This is a genomic window from Flaviramulus basaltis (assembly GCF_900114265.1).
Taxonomy (GTDB): domain Bacteria; phylum Bacteroidota; class Bacteroidia; order Flavobacteriales; family Flavobacteriaceae; genus Flaviramulus; species Flaviramulus basaltis.
Map to the genome: position 1 here is coordinate 505,727 of NZ_FPKV01000001.1, position 18,131 is coordinate 523,857.

Here is an 18,131-nt window from a genome sequence, read left to right on the forward strand (position 1 = left end):
TAAACTTATTTTTTGATTTTTTTATTATTAATAAAGCTAACAATTTAATAATATGGATTACACTTGGCATTATACTATTAGTAACTTTGCTTTTAAAGTAAAAACTTGAGTAATACTAAACCCATACAAGAAAATAAAATTTCAATAAATAAAAAGAATCGAGCTATAAAAATAGTAGGTCGAATTGTATTGGCATTTGTAATACTTTTTATTCTATTAGTCTTATTTATAAGAAGTCCGTGGGGGCAAAGTCTTATAAAAGATCAAGTTGTTTCTTATATTTCTGACAAAACTAAGACCGAAGTATCAATAGACAAATTATTTCTAACTTTTAGTGGTTCTCTTCAGTTAGATGGCCTTTATTTGGAAGACAAAAAAGGTGATACCCTTATATATTCTAAAACGTTAGAAGCCAATATTGCTCTTTTAAATATAATTAGAGGCAATAGTGTTGGTGTGGATGCATTATACTGGGAAGGTGTTGTCGCTAAAATAAAGAGAAAGGACACCATTTCTAGTTTTAATTTCAACTTTTTAATTGATGCTTTTACTTCTCCACAAGAGAAAAATATTGCGATTGATAGCACAGAAACCGCAATGCAATTCATTTTAAAAAATCTAGATTTTAAAAATTTTGATGTTGTTTATAACGATGACGTTACAGGTATAGATAGCCATTTTGTTTTTGAGAATTTAAAGCTAGATATGGAAACCACTAATCTTGAAAGCATGGAGTTTTACGCTTCAAATTTAGAATTGAAAAATGCTAAAATTAAATATATACAGAAACCGGTAACTAAAATTCTTGATGAAGAAAGCTCTCTTTTACCTTCAATTTCTGCTGAAACATTTTCACTTAACAATGTTAAAGTGAATTATCAATCGTTGGCAGATGATGTCGCTATGGATGCTAATATTGTTAATCTTTATGCTGAAATCCCTACAGCAAAGCTATCTGAAAACACGATAAATATTGATGCTTTTAAACTTTCAAATTCATCTATTCTACTTTACACACAAACTAAAAATAATGTTGTAACAGAATCTGTAAACAATGTTAGTAAAGACATTGAAAAGGATATTATTAAATTTGAATGGCCAAACCTAAGAGTCGCATTAAAAAATTTAGATTTAGAGAACAACAAATTAGGCTACTTTGTAAATAATGAAAAGTCTAACAAAAACATATTTAATGCTAACACCATTGAACTGAACAATTTTAGTTTAAAAGGAGAATCTGTTTTTATTAAAGATAAATCTGCTGGCTTAATTATAAAAAGTGGAAGCTTCAAAGAAACCTCTGGTTATCAACTTAAAGAGTTTGAACTAGATGTAAATGTTACCGATACAGATTTTATTATTAATCAGTTTAGTTTAGCAGTAAACCAAAATTATGTTACTGGTAAAATGGAGATGCAATATCCAACACTTTCTGCTCTTTTTGAAGCTCCAGAAAAATCAAAAGTTAGCCTCAACCTTTCAGATTTTAGATTTGATCTTCATGATGTATTTCCCTTTCAACCAGACTTAAGCAATAACCCTACTTTTGTTACTTTAAGTAACAAAGCCATTTCTGGCAATATAAAAGGTTTAGGAAATTTATCTGAAATTAAATTTCCAAAACTAAATGTCCTTTGGGGAAAATCAACACAGATTTCTGCAAACGGAACTATTTTCAACATAACAAATCCAGACAAACTAAGATATAATATTCCAAGCTTTAAAGCCATCACGATATATGAGGATGTAGCTAAGTTTATTGAAGTAGATTCGCAATCTATAAATCTTCCCAAAAACATATCGCTTATAGGCTCTATAAATGGTAATGAAAATTCTATAGAAACAAATAGTGAACTAAAAACCGAACAAGGTATTGTTGCAATTAATGGTGATTTTACAAGTTCAGAAAATCTAGTTTTTAATACAGAAATTAGTATTAACAATTATCAAATAGGACAACTTCTTAAAAACCCAAAACTAGGTAATTTAACAACCTCTATTAAAGCTAGTGGTAAAGGGGAAAACTTAAATTCGCTAAATGCAGATTTGGAGACTACCGTTAATAGCTTTAATTTTAATAATTACGCCATAAATAACCTTAAACTAAATGGCCACATTGAAAATGGTGAAGGAAAAGTGACTTCAAAATATAAAGATGAAAACATCAACTTAAACCTTATTGCTAATGTTTTATTAGATTCTATAGCTCCAAAAGTTAATTTAGAACTTGATTTGATAGGTGCAAATTTACAAGCACTTGGTTTAATGAATCGAGATATTAGGACTGGCTTAAAACTTTATGCAGATTTTAAAGGTAATGCTACCAGTTATGATGTCTCTGCTAATGTTAATGATGGTGTTGTGGTTTATGATAATAAGAGCTATTTAATTGGTGATTTGGATGCCAAAGCCCATATACGAAGTGATACCACTTCGGTATCTGTATCAAATAAAATATTGAATATGCAATTAGAATCTAACACAGATCCTAAAACTTTTAGTGAATCATTAAAAAATCATATTCTGAGTTATTTTTATAGAGAAAACAAGTTACCAGATTCACTTAACAAATCAGTAAAATTAAAATTCAAAGGAGATATTGTGGATGCTCCTTTACTAACTGATGTCTTTCTGGTAAATATTAAAGATCTAGATACTGTTAATATTTCGGTAGATTTTGATGAAGCTGAAAGAAAATTAAAGGGTAACATTACAGCTCCCAAAATTAATTATAGCGATTATATTATGGATGGTCTTGCCCTGTCCATAGACACAAATAAAGATAAATTTATTTTCGATTTAGGTTTTAATCAAATCAAAGCAGGCCCATTATTTATTCCTCGTTCCATTATAAAAGGGGAACAATTGAATAATGAATTATCACTTGATTTTATCGCTTATGATAAAGAAGAGGAAATGATGAATGTAAAGGCTGAAATTACGGGAGATAGTGAACGTCTTCGTTTTCATGTAATACCAGAAAATCTGACTTTAAATAAATCTAAATGGATAATTCCTTCTGATAACGAAATAATAATTACGGAAAAGAAATTAGCTTTTAATAATTTCAAAATCAACAAGAACAATCAATCCATTCAAATAACCGACAAAGATCCCTCAATAGAGAAAAATCATATTGCTTTAAATTATGCTAATTTTAAAATAAGTGAGTTTTTTAATTATTTAAATCCAGAAAAAAAATTAGCTACAGGAAATTTAAATGGGAATTTTATTCTAGAAGAACCTTTCAATAATACAGGTTTCCTTGCAAACCTTACTATTTCTAAATTATCATTAATGGATGTTGATATGGGAATATTAAGCGTCGATGGAAAATCGCTTGGTGGCAATAGCTATAACCTAAATGCTTCTTTAAAAGATGGTGATGTTAATCTAGATCTTAAAGGCAATTATACAAGTGATACAAAAGATGCCAAATTAAATTTAGACTTAATCATTAATGAGTTTAAAATGAAAGCTTTAACAGGATTTTCGCAAGGACTTATCACAGGAACTGATGGAAACTTTAGTGGGAAATTTGGAGTAAATGGCACAACAGTGAATCCCATATATAATGGAAATATAAATTTCAATAATGCTCATTTTGAAGTACCCATGTTAAATAGTGCATTTACATTGAAAAATGAAAAATTAAATATAGATAATGATGGTCTTAAACTAAACAACTTTACTATTCTTGACGAAAGTAATAATACGTTTGTAGCATCTGGGAATGTAGGCACTGAAACATTTTTAAACCCTACTTTCGATTTAAGTTTAAAAGCTGATAATTTCAGTTTTATAAACGCCTCCAAAGAGGATAATGAATTTCTTTACGGAAAAGGTGTATTTGATGCCGATGCTAAAATAACTGGAGACTTACAAATACCAAAAATCGATATGACCCTTAATGTAGGGTCACAAACAGATTTAACATACGTTTTACCATCAGCGCAAGTAAATGTAGAAGAGCGAGATGGTGTTGTTATTTTTGTAAATCGAGAAAACCCAAATGCCATTCTAACAAAAACAGAAGAGCAGACAGCTACTTTAAAAGGATTTGATATTACAGCAAATCTCAATATTGGTAAAGAAGCAGCCGTAACAATAATTATAGATGAGCAAACAGGTGATAATTTTAAAATTTCGGGTGAAGGTGAATTAAATTTTGCTATGAATCCAAACGGACAAATGAATCTTGTTGGAGTATATAATGTTTCAAGTGGCCACTACGAAATGAATTTATACAACCTTGTTAATCGTCGTTTTGAGATAGCAGAAGGCAGTCGTGTAAGTTGGTCTGGCAATCCGTTTGATGCAAAATTAGATGTGAGAGCTACATATAAGATAGAAACTTCAGCATCAGGACTCATGGCTCCTGCTTCTTCTGGTATTGATGCATCAGCTAAAAACAAGTACAAACAAGTATTACCTTTTTACGTATATCTAAATATAGATGGCGAGCTTATGGCTCCAAAAATTTCCTTCAATCTTGATATGCCAGAAGACGAACAAGGCTCTATAGGTGGTCAAGTTTATGGTCGTGTACAACAAATAAATCAACAAGATGATGAATTAAACAAACAAGTGTTTTCATTATTAGTCTTAAATCGTTTTTATCCAGATTCAGGAAGTGATGGTAGTTCTGGAGGTTTTGCTTCTATGGCAAGAGATAATTTAAATGATGCAGTTTCAGATCAACTTAATACGTTTTCTGATAAATTATTAGGAAAAACAGGTTTTGAATTAGATTTTGGTTTAGATAGTTATACAGACTATCAAGGTAATGCTCCACAGGACAGAACGCAATTGGATATTGCTGCACAAAAAAAATTGTTTAATGACCGTTTGGTTGTTCGTGTAGGTAGTGAAGTAGATATACAAGGCAGTAGCTCAACTAACGAACCTACTCCTTTAATTGGGAATGTGAGTTTGGAATACCTTCTTACAGAAGATGGTCGTTATAAAATTAGAGGTTTTAGAAGAAATGAATTTGAAAATGTAATAGACGGACAAACCATTGCTACGGGTATTGCATTAATATTTACTCAAGAGTTTAATAAATTTAATGAACTCTGGGATGCTATGTTTAAAGGCAAAACTCTTAAAGAAGAACAACAAGAGGAAAAAGCAAAATCAGTCGAAGAATCACAAGAACAGAAAGAAGAGAACGTAAGCAAAAGCTTAGATAAAAAGAAAACTAATTAAATAGAATTTTTACCTTGAGATATAAATTGAAGCATATAGTTTTAATATTTTTTTGTGTTAGTCTTTTTTTTGGATGTAGTATAAATAAATACATACCAGAAAACGACCGCCTTTACACAGGTGCAAAAGTGTCTTTAGAAATGGACTCTATTCTAAAAAACAAAAGCCTTTTAAAAGACGAACTTGAAAACGTATTACAACCAGAACCAAATAGTAAATTTTTAGGCATGTATCCTGGTTTATATTTTTACTATAAAAATCAGAAAGAAAAACCAGGTTTTATTAATAAATGGCTGTACAAGCGCTTTAATGAAAAACCTGTTTATCAAAGTGATGTTGAACCATCCCAAGTAGAAGAAATTTTAATAAACAGATTAGAAAATAGAGGCTTTTTTTACAGTAAAGCAAATTCAGAATTTATTGAAAAAGACAAAAAAGCTTCCATAACTTATACCGTAAAAGCGTCAAAGCCTTACACGATGGCAAGCTATAATTTAGACACACTATCCTATCCAATTTATAACGATATTAAAGAAAGTGTTGCCTCTACAAAATTTAAAGAAGGTATGCGATTTGATCTCTCTAATATGAAATTAGAGCGATTACGTATTGATAATAATCTTAAAAAAAAGGGCTATTATAATTTCAATGAAAGCTTTCTAATTTTTGAAGCAGACACCAATCAATACAAAAATAAACGCTTCGATTTATTTTTAAAATTAAAAAAAGAGGTTCCCGAGCGTGCTGTAGTGCCGTATAAATTATCTAAAGTTAATATTTATGCAAACTATAGTGTAGAAACAGATTCTATAAATACGAGCATAACACAATTTGAAAATAAAAATTTTATACAGAAAGAGCTTTTCTTTAAACCTAAACATTTGTCTCCTTTTGTTACGCTTGAAAAAGGACAATATTATAATGCTGAAACTTCAAGAAATACAGCAAGGCGATTATCTACCATAGGAGCTTATAAATTTGTTAATATAAAATATAAAGAAATAGACTCATTACTTACAGATAGTTTAGGGTATTTGGAAACCAATATTTATTTATCGCCACTCAATAAACGTGCTATTAAATTTGAATTACAAGGCATTACAAAATCCAATAATTTTGCTGGCCCTGTATTGGCATTAACCTTTTCTAATAGGAATTTATTTAAAGGCGGAGAAACTTTAAATATAAGTGCAAAAGTTGGTTATGAAACACAATTAGCTAGTGGTGCGAATGCTGGATTAAGTAGTACTGAATTAGGATTAAAAGGTGAGCTTATTTTTCCTAGAATGATTTTTCCTTTTAAAATTAATGAAGATTTTTTTAAATATGCTATTCCTAAAACAAAAACGTCTTTAAGTTTAGATTATTTAAACAGAAGTAAACTCTACCAATTAATCTCTGCAACAGCTCTTTTTGGTTATAGATGGGATGCCAATAGATTTATCACACATGAAATAAACCCTATATCTGTTAACTACACACAACTTTCTAATACCACAGCAGAATTTGAACAGATACTGAATGAAAATCCCTTTTTAAGAAGTAGTTTTGACCAGAAATTTATTTCCGGACTTACCTACTCTTTTACTTATAACGGTATGGTTGATACACAGTCTAAGCATCAACTGTTTTTTAATAGCACCATAGATATTGCTGGTAATAGTATTAGTCTTTTAGATAAAGAAGAAGCACCTAATGAACCTAATACTTTTTTAGGATTGCAATATGCTCAATATGCTAAAGCAGATATTGATGTGCGTTATCACTTAAAATTAACTAAAAACCAAATATTAGCAACGCGATTGTTTGCTGGTTATGGTTTGGCGTATGGCAACTCGGAAGTTATACCCTATGTTAAACAATATTTTTCTGGCGGTCCTTATAGTGTACGTGCATTTAAAACACGCTCTTTAGGCCCAGGTACTTATAATGCAGATGATGATAACAATGGTGCTTTTTTCGATCAGACTGGGAATATTAGGTTAGAAGCAAATATTGAATATAGGTTTCCATTGTTTGGTTTTGTTAATGGTGCTTTATTTGCTGATGCTGGTAACGTTTGGAATTCCAAAGAAAACACATCTTTACCAGGTAGTAAGTTTTCTGGAGATTTTTTAAATGAATTAGGTATGGGCGCAGGGTTTGGTGTTCGTTTAGACTTACAAGGTTTTGTAATACGTCTAGATCTTGCAGCTCCATTTCATGACCCTTCAAAAGATGAGGGTTATAATTTTGATGTTACTTCCCCCATCTTGAATTTTGCTATAGGATATCCATTTTAAAAAATTTCTTTACTCTAACAATTTAAGCTTTGATAAATCATGAAAAAAGAAATCTTTTTCATCATTCATGGATACAAATAATCCGTTGGGAAACTTAACGCCTAAAGCTATAGTAGTAACATCACAACCATCGGTTTCCAGAGTTCCTAAATTAATTTCTTTTATAAAAGCATTTGTATCTACATCAAAAACATTAAAGGTATGTTGCTGTTGATTGGAGACTATTAAAAAAGCTTTATCTTGATATCTAGCAATAGCCATACCCTCTATATCATCTCTAAAATATTCACCTCCAAAACAATAAATTTCTTTATCTCCCTTTGATGGATCTGCGTGATATTTTCGTATACAATGGCCTTCATCTGCATAATAAACAACACCTGTTTCATCATCAACAGCAATGGCTTCTATTTCTTTGTTTCCGCTAAAAACGCCTAATTTTCTTAGTAAATTTGTATGTACTCCCAAAGAATCTGAAACCAATTCATATTGATATAAATAGCCTTGTGTTGGTCCAAATTTTCTACTTACAAAAACCGAAATACCACCAGTTTCTGGATTTTTATAAAATGAAACGCCCATTGGACGTTTCATTTCTAAATCAGTTTCATCAGTAAAAACTTTAAAACCACCATTGTCTAATGGCTTCATATCTGGAACAGAAAATAATCGTATTTGGTTTTTTTCTCTTTCAGAAAACACCATAATATCCGTTGAAGTAGAATCGGTTAAAGCAAAATTATATCCAACATCAACATTATTTGGATAGCTAATATTGGTAATACTTTTTTCCTTTATAATTTTTCCATCTAAATCAAACGCATACACTCCGCCATTTACCTCATCTTTATCGGTACCAAAAACAATACTTGCTTCTGGATTGTTATTATTAATCCAAATAGCAGGATCATCTGTATCGTGTGGTGTTTTTTCTGTAACAACATCTGCAACTATTTCTGGCAATTTGGTAGCACAGGCTAATAACAAAACGGTAATTCCAAAAACAATATTTACTTTAAGTTTATTCATGTTTTATTTTTAATTCTTTTTAAATAAATCATACTTTAAACCAAAAGTAAGACGCCTTCCGTAGTATTCTCTTTGCATGGTTCTGCTTTTAACACCTTGGTAATAACGCAAAGGTTGATCGGTAATATTATTTAAATCTAAATAAATACTCAAACCTTTATTAAAAGCAAACGAGGCATTAAAATCTAAGAAAAATTGCTCATCATAATATCTATCTTCAAAAGCGCGTCCTCCAATTTCATCAACATAAGCATCAGAGAAATTACTTGACAAACGTAAACTTAATCTTTTGCTTGCATAGCCTAAAGAGGCATTAAACATGTTTGGGGCTGTATTTGGCAAATCTAAATCTGTACGCTCATCACCATCTTCATTTCTAATACCGTTAGCATCAGATTTTAAATGTGTATAATTTAAATAAATACTGAAGTTTTTAGCAAAACCAGGTAAGAAATCTAACTTACGTTGAAAAGCAAATTCAAAGCCTAATACAGAAGCATCATCTCCATTTAATGGTTGAAATAAATCAAACCCTGTAGTACCTGTACCAAAAGAATCATCAGTGGTTTCTGTTTGAAATGTGTAAACAAAGTCATTTATTTTTTTATAAAATACACCTCCCGAAATGATTCCTATACTTTTAAAATAATGCTCTGCCATTAAATCAAAATTCATAGATGTTGTTGGATCTAAACCTGCATTTCCAACAAAAATTTCTTCGTCTCCTAAAACAACATCTAATGTAGGAACTAAATCTGCATAATTTGGCCTTGCTAAAGTGTTTGTCCAAGCAAATCTTAAAACTGTGGCATCTGTTAAGTCATATTTAAAATGAACACCCGGAAGCACATTTGTATAAGAACTCTCTTCTGTAATTTCTCCAATAATATTCTCTTCATCTTCTATTTGGTTCCCGGTTGCTGTAATTTTAGTTGTTTCAATTCTTAGTCCAAAAAGTGCACTAAGCTTATCTGATAATTTTTGATTAGCCATTATATAACCAGCAAAAACATTTTCTTCTACATCAAAATTTGCTCTTAAATACTCGTCTGGCACATCTTCGCCTTCAAACTGTGAAGCATCATTTAAATTAAGACTTCCAATAAATTCTGGAGTTGCAAAAGAACCAACTAAGTATTGGCTTCCTGCTAAAAAATCTGAATCTGAATAATCACGAGTAGGAACAGTTCCTAAAAGATTAAAAGCAGAGGTTTCTGGAGAATACTCCATAAAATTATTATCTCTATTTTTATTTTTAAATCTGGCACGAGCACCAAATTTTAAGAATCCTTCCTCTTGGTTAAATAAGTTTAATGGTAATTTAAAATTCACAAATACATTAAAATCTTCTTCTTCTGTATATTGATTTTCTTCAGTTAATTCTCCAAATTCAAAATCATTATAAGCAGCATCTGTTGCACTTACTGGTGTGTATAAAGGATATTCAGAATCATTATTATAAGAAATAGCGTACTCACTTTCATATTCTAAATAACGCTCGTTTAAACGCTCTTCTGATGCTTTTGCAAAAGATGCCATCCAGTCTATTTGTAAAGCATTAACCAAGTGCTCACCACCTAAACTGAAATTAAACATACGTTGATCTTCTAAACGCCTGTTTTTGTTACGGTTATTATCAACACCTCCTTTTGATTGTCTTTTTACTTCTACAGGAAATGAGGTTAAATTTCCATTTTCATCCACAGTAAAATCTCCTGGCTCAATATCTTCTCCATCTAAAATTTCATGTTCTAAACGAAATCGGTTTTCACGGTCATCTCTCCAGTTATAGATAGATTTGAAATAAATATTATTATTGTCGTTAAACTTATAGTCAAAATTAGCTGAAAAACTGCGACGTATACGCTGCACTAAATACTCTCTAATTTCAAATGTTTTTGCATATGGATTTACGTCTACTTCCTCTAAGTTATCTTCATCATCATTAGCATTATATTCAAATTCATCTTCCCATTCTGCTTCAATATTATCACTTCCAAAATCTTTATCATTAAATGACACTGAAAGCATCCATCCAAATTTTCCGTCATTAGATCTATCGCCTACTAAAAGCGATCCGTTAATAATTCTCTTATCTGTAATGTAATTAACTCCAGAACCTGCAGTTGCAGATAACCTAAAACCTTGTGGAGAGGTTCTTGTTATTAAGTTTACAGAACCACCAAGAGCATCGGCATCCATATCTGGAGTTACTGCCTTATTAACCTCAATAGTTTGAATCATATCTGATGGAATTAAATCCATTTGAACATTTCTATTATCGCCTTCGGCTGAGGGAATTCTACTCCCATTTAATGTTACAGAGTTTAGTTGTGGAGACAAACCTCTAACAATAATGTTTCTAGCTTCTCCTTGATCTACTTGCATTGTAATTCCTGGAATACGTTTTACAGCATCTCCAATATTTGCATCAGGAAATTTACCAATTTGATCTGTAGACACAATGTTGGTTATGTTCGTTTTGTTTTTTTGAGTATTTAAGGCTCGTGCTTGCCCGCCAATACTATATGCTGTTATTTGAACTTCATTTAACTCTGTGCTTTGAGAAGCTAAGACAATATTAACAAATGCTGTTTGAGAAGCAGATAAAGTAACCTCTTCTTCATAATCGGAATAACCCAAATACTGAATTAAAAGCGTATAAGTTCCTTCTGGAATATCTACAATGGTGAATTTTCCATCAAAATCTGATACTGCTCCTTTTTTAAGTTGTTCAATTAAAACTGTTGCTCCAGGAACGGTGATACCATTATTATCGGTTATAATACCTTGAATATTTCCGTTTTGTGAGAATACAAAAGATGAAAACATTAAGGCAAAGAATAAAATTACGTAGTGGTTTTTCATTGTTATTTTGTTGATTAGTTATGTAAACACTAAATAACAAAACGTATAAATGAAGCGTTTTAAGTACTTTTTAAATTAAGGTTATCTATTAACTAAAAATACTTAGATTTTAAACTTACTTAACATTAAATAAAACTTTAGATCACATTTTATTTAATTCCATAAAAAAACCCTTTCTGGAAACAGAAAGGGTTTTTATTCTTGTTAAGAAAATTATTTCTTAAGCCTCAAAAGGCTCAATAGAAACATAAGATTTGTTATCTTTTTTCTTTGTGAATTTTACAACACCATCAACATAAGCGTGTAAAGTGTGATCTTTTGAAGAATATACATTCTCACCTGGGTGATGTGTATTACCTCTTTGTCTTACGATGATATTTCCAGCTAAGGCAGCTTGTCCACCAAAAATCTTAACGCCTAAACGTTTTGATTCTGATTCTCTACCATTCTTAGAACTACCTACTCCTTTTTTGTGAGCCATTGTCTTAAGTTTTTATATTGTTAATATTAAGTGTTGTAGAATTATTTTTCTACGCCACCATCTAATCTGTCTTGTAATTCTTTTAACTCATCCCATTTACCATCAGCAGCTAATTGCGCTTGCTTTGGCCAAGTATCAGTTACTAAGTGTGCTAATCTAGAGCTTGCTTCTGTTAAGATTTCACTTAACTTAGCAGCATCTGTTTTTGCAACTTTAGCGAAAGTATCTATACCTGCAGCTACTAATGCTTCAGCAGCTTTTGGTCCAGCACCTTCAATTTTTTTTAAATCATCTGCTTTTGCAGCTGATTTTTTTGGAGCAGCTTTCTTTGCTTCAGCTTTAGGAGCTTCAACTTTTGGTTCTGCTTTTTTCTCTGCTTTTACTGGGGCAGCTTTTTTAGCTCCAGAAGCAGCAATACTTTCAATTACAATTTCCGTTAAAGATTGACGGTGACCATTTTTAACACGGTAACCTTTACGTCTTTTCTTTTTGAAAACTATAACTTTATCACCTTTAAGGTGCTTTAAGACTTTTGCTCCTACTTGAGCTCCGTCTATAGCTGGGGCGCCAACAGTTATTGTATCACCATCTCCTAAAAGAAGAACGTTATCGAAAGAAACTTTCTTACCTTCTTCAGTTTGTAAACGGTTAACAAAAACTCTTTGATCTTTAACAACTTTAAATTGTTGCCCTGCTATCTCTACAATTGCGTACATAGCGTAACGTTTTTATTAATTAATTTGTTCAAAAAATGAGTGCAAATATACTGCTAATTAATTAATCTACAAACGTTTTATTGTTTTTGAGGAATATTTCCGCTTTTTTTAAAAAGTTGCATTACTGTTAGTGTTGAAACCACTGTTGTTGCAAACCCCATTATAGCCACTACAAAAGTTACCAAACCTACATCTGCACCCAAACCACCATTCATTAATTTAAGTAATTCTGGCAAAAAATTTGGATTAAATTCGGTAGCATAAAACAAAAAGAAAATAGTAAATAACAAAGTAGCAACAGTACCTGTAATGAGTCCTGTTTTAAAACCTTCACCATAAGAGAAATCATCAGAATTTTCAAGCTTTTTAAAACGTATGGCTTCATAAATCCCAAAAGCTGTTATTAAGGCATTAAAAAAACTAAATGCTGGATTAGTGTGTTTATGGAATAGTGCTAAAACTAAAAAATAGGCTATTAAAACGGCGCTAGTAACCAAACCAAAACGAATAGGAAGAGATATTTTATTCATAATAATAGGTTGAATTAATTCATTTAAATTTCGTAAAAAAAAATGACTTAAAATAATTAAATCATAAATTTCCGACAAACAAGCTAAAAAAAGCCATATGATTTATTATTTTTGAGAAACTGTAACTTTTTTTAAAAATACAGACATACTTTACTATAAGAAACAATACAAACAAAAACTCAAAATGAAAAAAAGACTATTTTTATTCGCTTCAATGGCTTTAGCTGGTTTTTCAGTTAATGCTCAAGAAGTAAAATTTGAAGAATTTGATCTAGACAACGGATTACATGTTATTCTTCATCAAGACAACACGGCTCCTGTTGTTATAACATCTGTTATGTATAATGTTGGGGGAAAGGATGGAGATAGATCTCGTACTGGGTTTGCTCACTTTTTTGAACATCTTCTATTTGAAGGCTCAGAAAATATTGAGCGTGGGGAATTTATGAAAATTATTCCTGCAAATGGAGGTACTTTTAACGCTAATACTTCTCAAGACAGAACATATTATTATGAGATTTTCCCTTCTAATAAATTAGAATTAGGATTATGGTTAGAGTCTGAGCGTATGCTACACCCTGTTATTGACCAAGTTGGAGTTGACACTCAAAACGAGGTTGTAAAAGAAGAAAAACGCCAACGTTATGACAGGCCTTATGGAGGTTTATTAGAAGCCATTGGATCCAATGTTTTTGAAGTACACCCTTATAAAGACCCTAATATTGGTTACCTAGAGCATTTAGATGCTGCTACCTTAGAAGAGTTTAATACTTACTTTAAATCTTATTATGGTCCAAATAATGCCGTATTAATTGTTGCAGGAGACTTAGACATTGCCAAAACCAAAAAAATGGTTGGCGATTATTTTAATGAAGTAAAAAAGGGACCAGAGGTAGTTAGAAATTTTCCTAAAGAAACTCCTATTACTGAGACTAAAGAGGCTATAGCTTATGATAAAAATATTCAAATTCCTGCAATTCTTGCGGCATATAGAACCCCAGGTTTTGGAACACGTGATGCATATATTCTAGACATGATCTCTTCTTATTTAAGTGGTGGTAAAAGTTCTATTTTGTACAAAAAATTAGTAGACGAACAAAAAGAAGCACTACAAGTTCAAGCAGTAAATCTAGGACAAATGGATTATAGCGTTTTTGCTTTATTTGCTTTGCCTTTAGGTGAAACAACCTTAGACACTCTACTATCTGAAATGGATGAAGAAATTACTAAAATGCAAAACGAATTAATTTCAGAAAGAGATCATCAAAAACTTCTAAATCAATTTGAAAATCAATTCGTAAATTCTAATTCAAGTATTGCTGGTATTGCTGGCTCGTTAGCAACATACTACTTATTATATGGCGATGTAAACCTAATAAATAAAGAAATTGACATTTATAGATCAATTACTAGAGAAGACATTCAAGCTGTAGCTAAAAAATACTTAAGCCCAAATCAACGCGTAGAAATAGAATATTTACCTAAAAAAGATGAGCAATAAGATGAAAACAATATATATCATGAATACTAAATTATTTGCCTTTATACTATTGTTTTTTGTAAGCATAAGTATTAACGCACAAATAGACCGATCTAAACAGCCAGAAGCAGGTCCAGCTCCAAAGATTACATTAGAAACTCCAGAAGAGTTTGAATTAAAAAATGGACTTAAAGTTCTTGTTGTTGAAAACCATAAATTGCCTAGAGTTTCTTACTCATTACGTATAGATAACAATCCAATTGCAACTGGCAAAAAAGCTGGTGTAGAAAGCTTAATTGGTAATATGTTAGGCAACGGAACTACATCAATTTCCAAAGATGATTTCAATGAAGAAATTGATTTTTTAGGAGCTAGTCTTAATTTTGGTTTTAGTGGTGGTTTTGCTAGCTCATTATCTAAATACTCAAATCGTATTATAGAATTAATGGCTGATGCAGCTATAAATCCCTTATTAACAGAAGAAGAATTTGACAAAGAAAAAGTAAAGCTTCTTGAAAATTTAAAATCTAACGAAAAAAGCATTGATGCTATTGGCAATCGTGTAGGCGACGCCCTATCTTACGGAACAAGTCATCCTTACGGTGAATTTATAACAGAAGAAACTATTAATAATGTAACTTTTATTGATGCTGTTGCTTTTTACGAAAGATATTTTAATCCAAATAATGCTTATTTAGTTGTTATTGGAGATATTGATTTAAAAACCATTAAAAAACAAATTAAAAAACATTTTAGTGCTTGGGAAAAATCTAAAGAAACACAATCTGCAGTAATTGCCGTGAGCCCAAATATAGAAGCAACTCAAATTAATTTTGTCGATTTACCAACTGCATCTCAATCTAGTATCTCCATTACTAATAATGTAGATTTAAAGATGAATGATGAAGATTATCATGCTTCTTTAATTACAAACAACATCTTAGGTGGTGGTGGCGAAGGTTATTTATTTAAAAACCTTCGTGAAGAACACGGGTATACTTATGGTGCTTATTCAAGTTTGAGCGCAAACAGATATGGCGCAGGGCGTTTTGAAGCAACAGCCAAAGTAAGAAATATGGTAACAGATAGTGCCGTTGTACAAGCGCTAAAAGAAATTAATCGTATTAAAACAGAACCTGTAGATGCACAAACACTTAAAGATGCAAAAGCTAAATATGTTGGTAATTTTATTATGGGCTTAGAGCGTCCACAAACAGTAGCAAATTATGCTCTTAATATCAAACTTAACAACTTACCACAAGATTTTTACGAAACATATTTACAAAAAATTAACGACGTAACTGTTGAAGACATAAATAGAGTTGCCAATAAATATATCAAGTCTGAAAACGCAAGAGTTGTTGTTGTTGGTAAAGGAAGTGATGTATTAGAAAACCTTGAAAAAACAGGTATTCCAATTAAATATTACGATGTATATGCAAACGCTGTAGAAAAGCCAACTTACGAAATACCAATGCCTGCAGATATGAGTGCAGACAAAGTACTTAACGCGTATATTTTGGCAATTGGTGGTAAAGAAAAATTAGATAAAGTGAATTCTGTTTTTATAACAGCTGAAGCTGAGTTACAACCTGGTGTAATGATGAATTTAGCAATGAAAAAAACTGTGAAAAATCAGGCGCTTCAAGAAATCACTGCGATGGGTCAGTCTATAATGAAATCTGTTGTTGATGGCGAGTCTGGTTACATGGTAATGCAAGGACAACGTAAAGATTTAAGTGACGATGAATTGAAAGAAGCTCAAGTGGAGTCTTCTCCTTTTCCAGAAGTTAACTATTTAAATGGTGGTGTTTCTCTTGAAAAAATAGAAAAAATAGAAGGCCAAAACGCTTATAAAATTAAAGTGAGTGATGAAACTTCTATTTATTATAGTGTAGAAACAGGTCTAAAAATCATGGAAGTTAAATCTGCTCCAACAGGATCTGTATCAACATACTTTACAGAATACCAAGAAGTATCAGGAATAAAATTCCCTTTTAAAATAGGACAAAGTTTTGGACCTCGTAAATTAGATTTCTTAGTAAAAGAAATTAAAGTTAATGAAGGCGTAAGTGATGTAGATTTTGACTAAAAATCTATCTAACATTTAAATTAAAAAAGCCGAAGTTATTATACTTCGGCTTTTTTTATGATTTTTTTTTATGCGATAAATAAACTCCAAACAAAATAATTAAACAAGCAACACCTTGTAAAAAACTAAAACCCTCACCATCAACAAAACCCCACATCAATGCAACAACAGGCATAACATATGTAACCGACGACGCAAAAACAGGCGTAGAAAGATGCACCAATTTATTAAACAATATTTTTGCCATTGCTGTACCAAAAAAAGATAAAATAGTAATATAAAGCATTGACATTTTAAATTCAGGATTTTGAAATGTTGATTTAGAAAAGAAATCTGTAAACAATAAAACGAGTACCGCCGGAATAAATATAGCAGCATAATTTCCCACAGCAATTGTTAAGGGTTTAACATCTTGCAAATAACGTTTTATAATATTAACATTCGTAGCATACATAACAGTTGATAAAATTACAAATCCAGCATACATATAATTTTGATTTGGATTTAAATCAGCTCCTTTTAAAATGAGTAATGCTGTACCTATAAAGCCAACAACAACACCTAAAATTTGTCTTTTTGTTGACACTATATTAAACACAGCAAATCCTAATAGGATAGTATTTAAAGGCACTAAAGAGTTTAAAATTGAAACTACAGCACTATCTATTTCTGTTTCTGCTATAGCAAAGAAAAAGGCCGGAATAAAAGACCCAAGAAAACCAGAAAGAATTAACCATTTCCATTCTTTTTTTTTAATTGTTTTTAGCTTATTAAACCCAAGCGAAAACAAAATAAGTCCTGTAATAATATTTCTTAATGCTCCTAATTGAAAAGGTGTTAAACCTAAAAGTGATTTCTTTATTAAAATGAAAGAACTCCCCCAAATTAATGACAAAACAATAAGATAAACCCATTTTTTATTAGCTAAAAACATAAACTCTTTCCTTTACACAGCAAAAGTGAAGTTTTTTTAACACAAATAGACCTAAATTATTATTAGTTTTGTAAACAATTAAATTACAAAAACTTATACTATGAAACGTATTAAATATATTTTCGCTCTTGTATTAATTTCAACTTTTGCTTTAAGTTGTAAAAACGAAGTAAAACCAGAAATTAAAACGGTTGAAGTTGAAACTGAAGCTGTAAAAGAATTAGACCCAAATGCAACTTATGCTAAAGCAGAATTTACTATTGATGGTATGACCTGTGCTATTGGTTGTGCTGCTACTATTGAAAAAAAGATTGCTAAAATGGAAGGCGTAAAATCGGCAACTGTAGATTTTGATAAAAAATTAGCCATGGTTGAATATAATGAAGCAAAAGTAAACCCTACTTTACTTGAAAAAACGGTTGCAAGCGTTGCTGATATTTACAAAGTAAGCAACATGAAAACAGTTGAGGATTTTTCAACTAAAAAAAGTAATGTTCATTAATTTGAGGTC

At 31.0% G+C, this 18,131-nt stretch carries 11 protein-coding genes; 5 read left to right on the forward strand and 6 right to left on the reverse strand.

From position 1 onward, the window contains the following. Positions 1 to 105 precede the first annotated feature (105 nt). Positions 106 to 5,208: a translocation/assembly module TamB domain-containing protein gene (locus BT151_RS02390; protein ID WP_245794695.1), complete on the forward strand. Its 5,103-nt coding sequence runs from the start codon at positions 106 to 108 to the stop codon at positions 5,206 to 5,208. A gap of 14 nt (positions 5,209 to 5,222) precedes the next feature. Continuing rightward, complete coding sequence (gene tamL, locus BT151_RS02395) at positions 5,223 to 7,490, forward strand: translocation and assembly module lipoprotein TamL (protein ID WP_072400162.1); 2,268 nt, start codon at positions 5,223 to 5,225, stop codon at positions 7,488 to 7,490. Between the two features lie 9 nt (positions 7,491 to 7,499). Here tamL and BT151_RS02400 read toward each other — a convergent pair whose 3' ends face one another. The 5 genes from BT151_RS02400 to BT151_RS02420 all read right to left on the reverse strand — a co-directional run bounded on the left by BT151_RS02400 (position 7,500) and on the right by BT151_RS02420 (position 13,114). Next, complete coding sequence (locus tag BT151_RS02400) at positions 7,500 to 8,519, reverse strand: phytase (RefSeq protein WP_072400163.1); 1,020 nt, start codon at positions 8,517 to 8,519, stop codon at positions 7,500 to 7,502. A 9-nt stretch (positions 8,520 to 8,528) separates the two neighbouring features. Then, positions 8,529 to 11,387 carry a TonB-dependent receptor gene (locus tag BT151_RS02405; protein ID WP_084647843.1) on the reverse strand — a complete coding sequence of 953 codons (2,859 nt, stop codon included), beginning with the start codon at positions 11,385 to 11,387 and terminating at the stop codon, positions 8,529 to 8,531. A gap of 220 nt (positions 11,388 to 11,607) precedes the next feature. Beyond that, the gene (rpmA, locus tag BT151_RS02410) at positions 11,608 to 11,868 is read right to left on the reverse strand and encodes a 50S ribosomal protein L27 (RefSeq protein ID WP_072400165.1); all 261 of its coding nucleotides are present in this window, start codon (positions 11,866 to 11,868) and stop codon (positions 11,608 to 11,610) included. Between the two features lie 41 nt (positions 11,869 to 11,909). After that, entirely contained in the window at positions 11,910 to 12,584 is a 675-nt protein-coding gene (rplU, locus tag BT151_RS02415) for a 50S ribosomal protein L21 (protein WP_072400166.1), read from the reverse strand. A 77-nt stretch (positions 12,585 to 12,661) separates the two neighbouring features. Continuing rightward, complete coding sequence (locus BT151_RS02420) at positions 12,662 to 13,114, reverse strand: DUF4199 domain-containing protein (protein ID WP_072400971.1); 453 nt, start codon at positions 13,112 to 13,114, stop codon at positions 12,662 to 12,664. Between the two features lie 184 nt (positions 13,115 to 13,298). Between BT151_RS02420 and BT151_RS02425 the strand changes: the two genes are divergently transcribed. Continuing rightward, on the forward strand, positions 13,299 to 14,615 hold the full coding sequence (locus BT151_RS02425; RefSeq protein WP_072400167.1) for a M16 family metallopeptidase: 1,317 nt from the start codon (positions 13,299 to 13,301) through the stop codon (positions 14,613 to 14,615). A gap of 19 nt (positions 14,616 to 14,634) precedes the next feature. After that, positions 14,635 to 16,686 (forward strand): M16 family metallopeptidase, encoded by a 2,052-nt coding sequence (locus BT151_RS02430; protein ID WP_072400972.1) that lies wholly within the window; start codon positions 14,635 to 14,637, stop codon positions 16,684 to 16,686. 55 nt (positions 16,687 to 16,741) lie between these two features. On the opposite strand, the gene BT151_RS02435 is transcribed toward BT151_RS02430, so the two are convergent. Next, positions 16,742 to 17,620, reverse strand: a complete 879-nt coding sequence (locus BT151_RS02435; RefSeq protein ID WP_072400168.1) for a DMT family transporter — start codon at positions 17,618 to 17,620, stop codon at positions 16,742 to 16,744. Positions 17,621 to 17,720: 100 nt separating this feature from the next. Between BT151_RS02435 and BT151_RS02440 the strand changes: the two genes are divergently transcribed. Beyond that, positions 17,721 to 18,122, forward strand: a complete 402-nt coding sequence (locus tag BT151_RS02440) for a heavy-metal-associated domain-containing protein (protein WP_072400169.1) — start codon at positions 17,721 to 17,723, stop codon at positions 18,120 to 18,122. Positions 18,123 to 18,131: the final 9 nt, after the last annotated feature.

Coding starts and splice junctions, on each gene's coding strand:
- BT151_RS02400 (WP_072400163.1), bottom strand. CDS start 8,519: ATGAATAAACTTAAAGTAAATATTGTTTTTGGAATTACCGTTTTGTTA.
- BT151_RS02405 (WP_084647843.1), bottom strand. CDS start 11,387: ATGAAAAACCACTACGTAATTTTATTCTTTGCCTTAATGTTTTCATCT.
- rpmA (WP_072400165.1), bottom strand. CDS start 11,868: ATGGCTCACAAAAAAGGAGTAGGTAGTTCTAAGAATGGTAGAGAATCA.
- rplU (WP_072400166.1), bottom strand. CDS start 12,584: ATGTACGCAATTGTAGAGATAGCAGGGCAACAATTTAAAGTTGTTAAA.
- BT151_RS02420 (WP_072400971.1), bottom strand. CDS start 13,114: ATGAATAAAATATCTCTTCCTATTCGTTTTGGTTTGGTTACTAGCGCC.
- BT151_RS02425 (WP_072400167.1), top strand. CDS start 13,299: ATGAAAAAAAGACTATTTTTATTCGCTTCAATGGCTTTAGCTGGTTTT.
- BT151_RS02430 (WP_072400972.1), top strand. CDS start 14,635: ATGAATACTAAATTATTTGCCTTTATACTATTGTTTTTTGTAAGCATA.
- BT151_RS02435 (WP_072400168.1), bottom strand. CDS start 17,620: ATGTTTTTAGCTAATAAAAAATGGGTTTATCTTATTGTTTTGTCATTA.
- BT151_RS02440 (WP_072400169.1), top strand. CDS start 17,721: ATGAAACGTATTAAATATATTTTCGCTCTTGTATTAATTTCAACTTTT.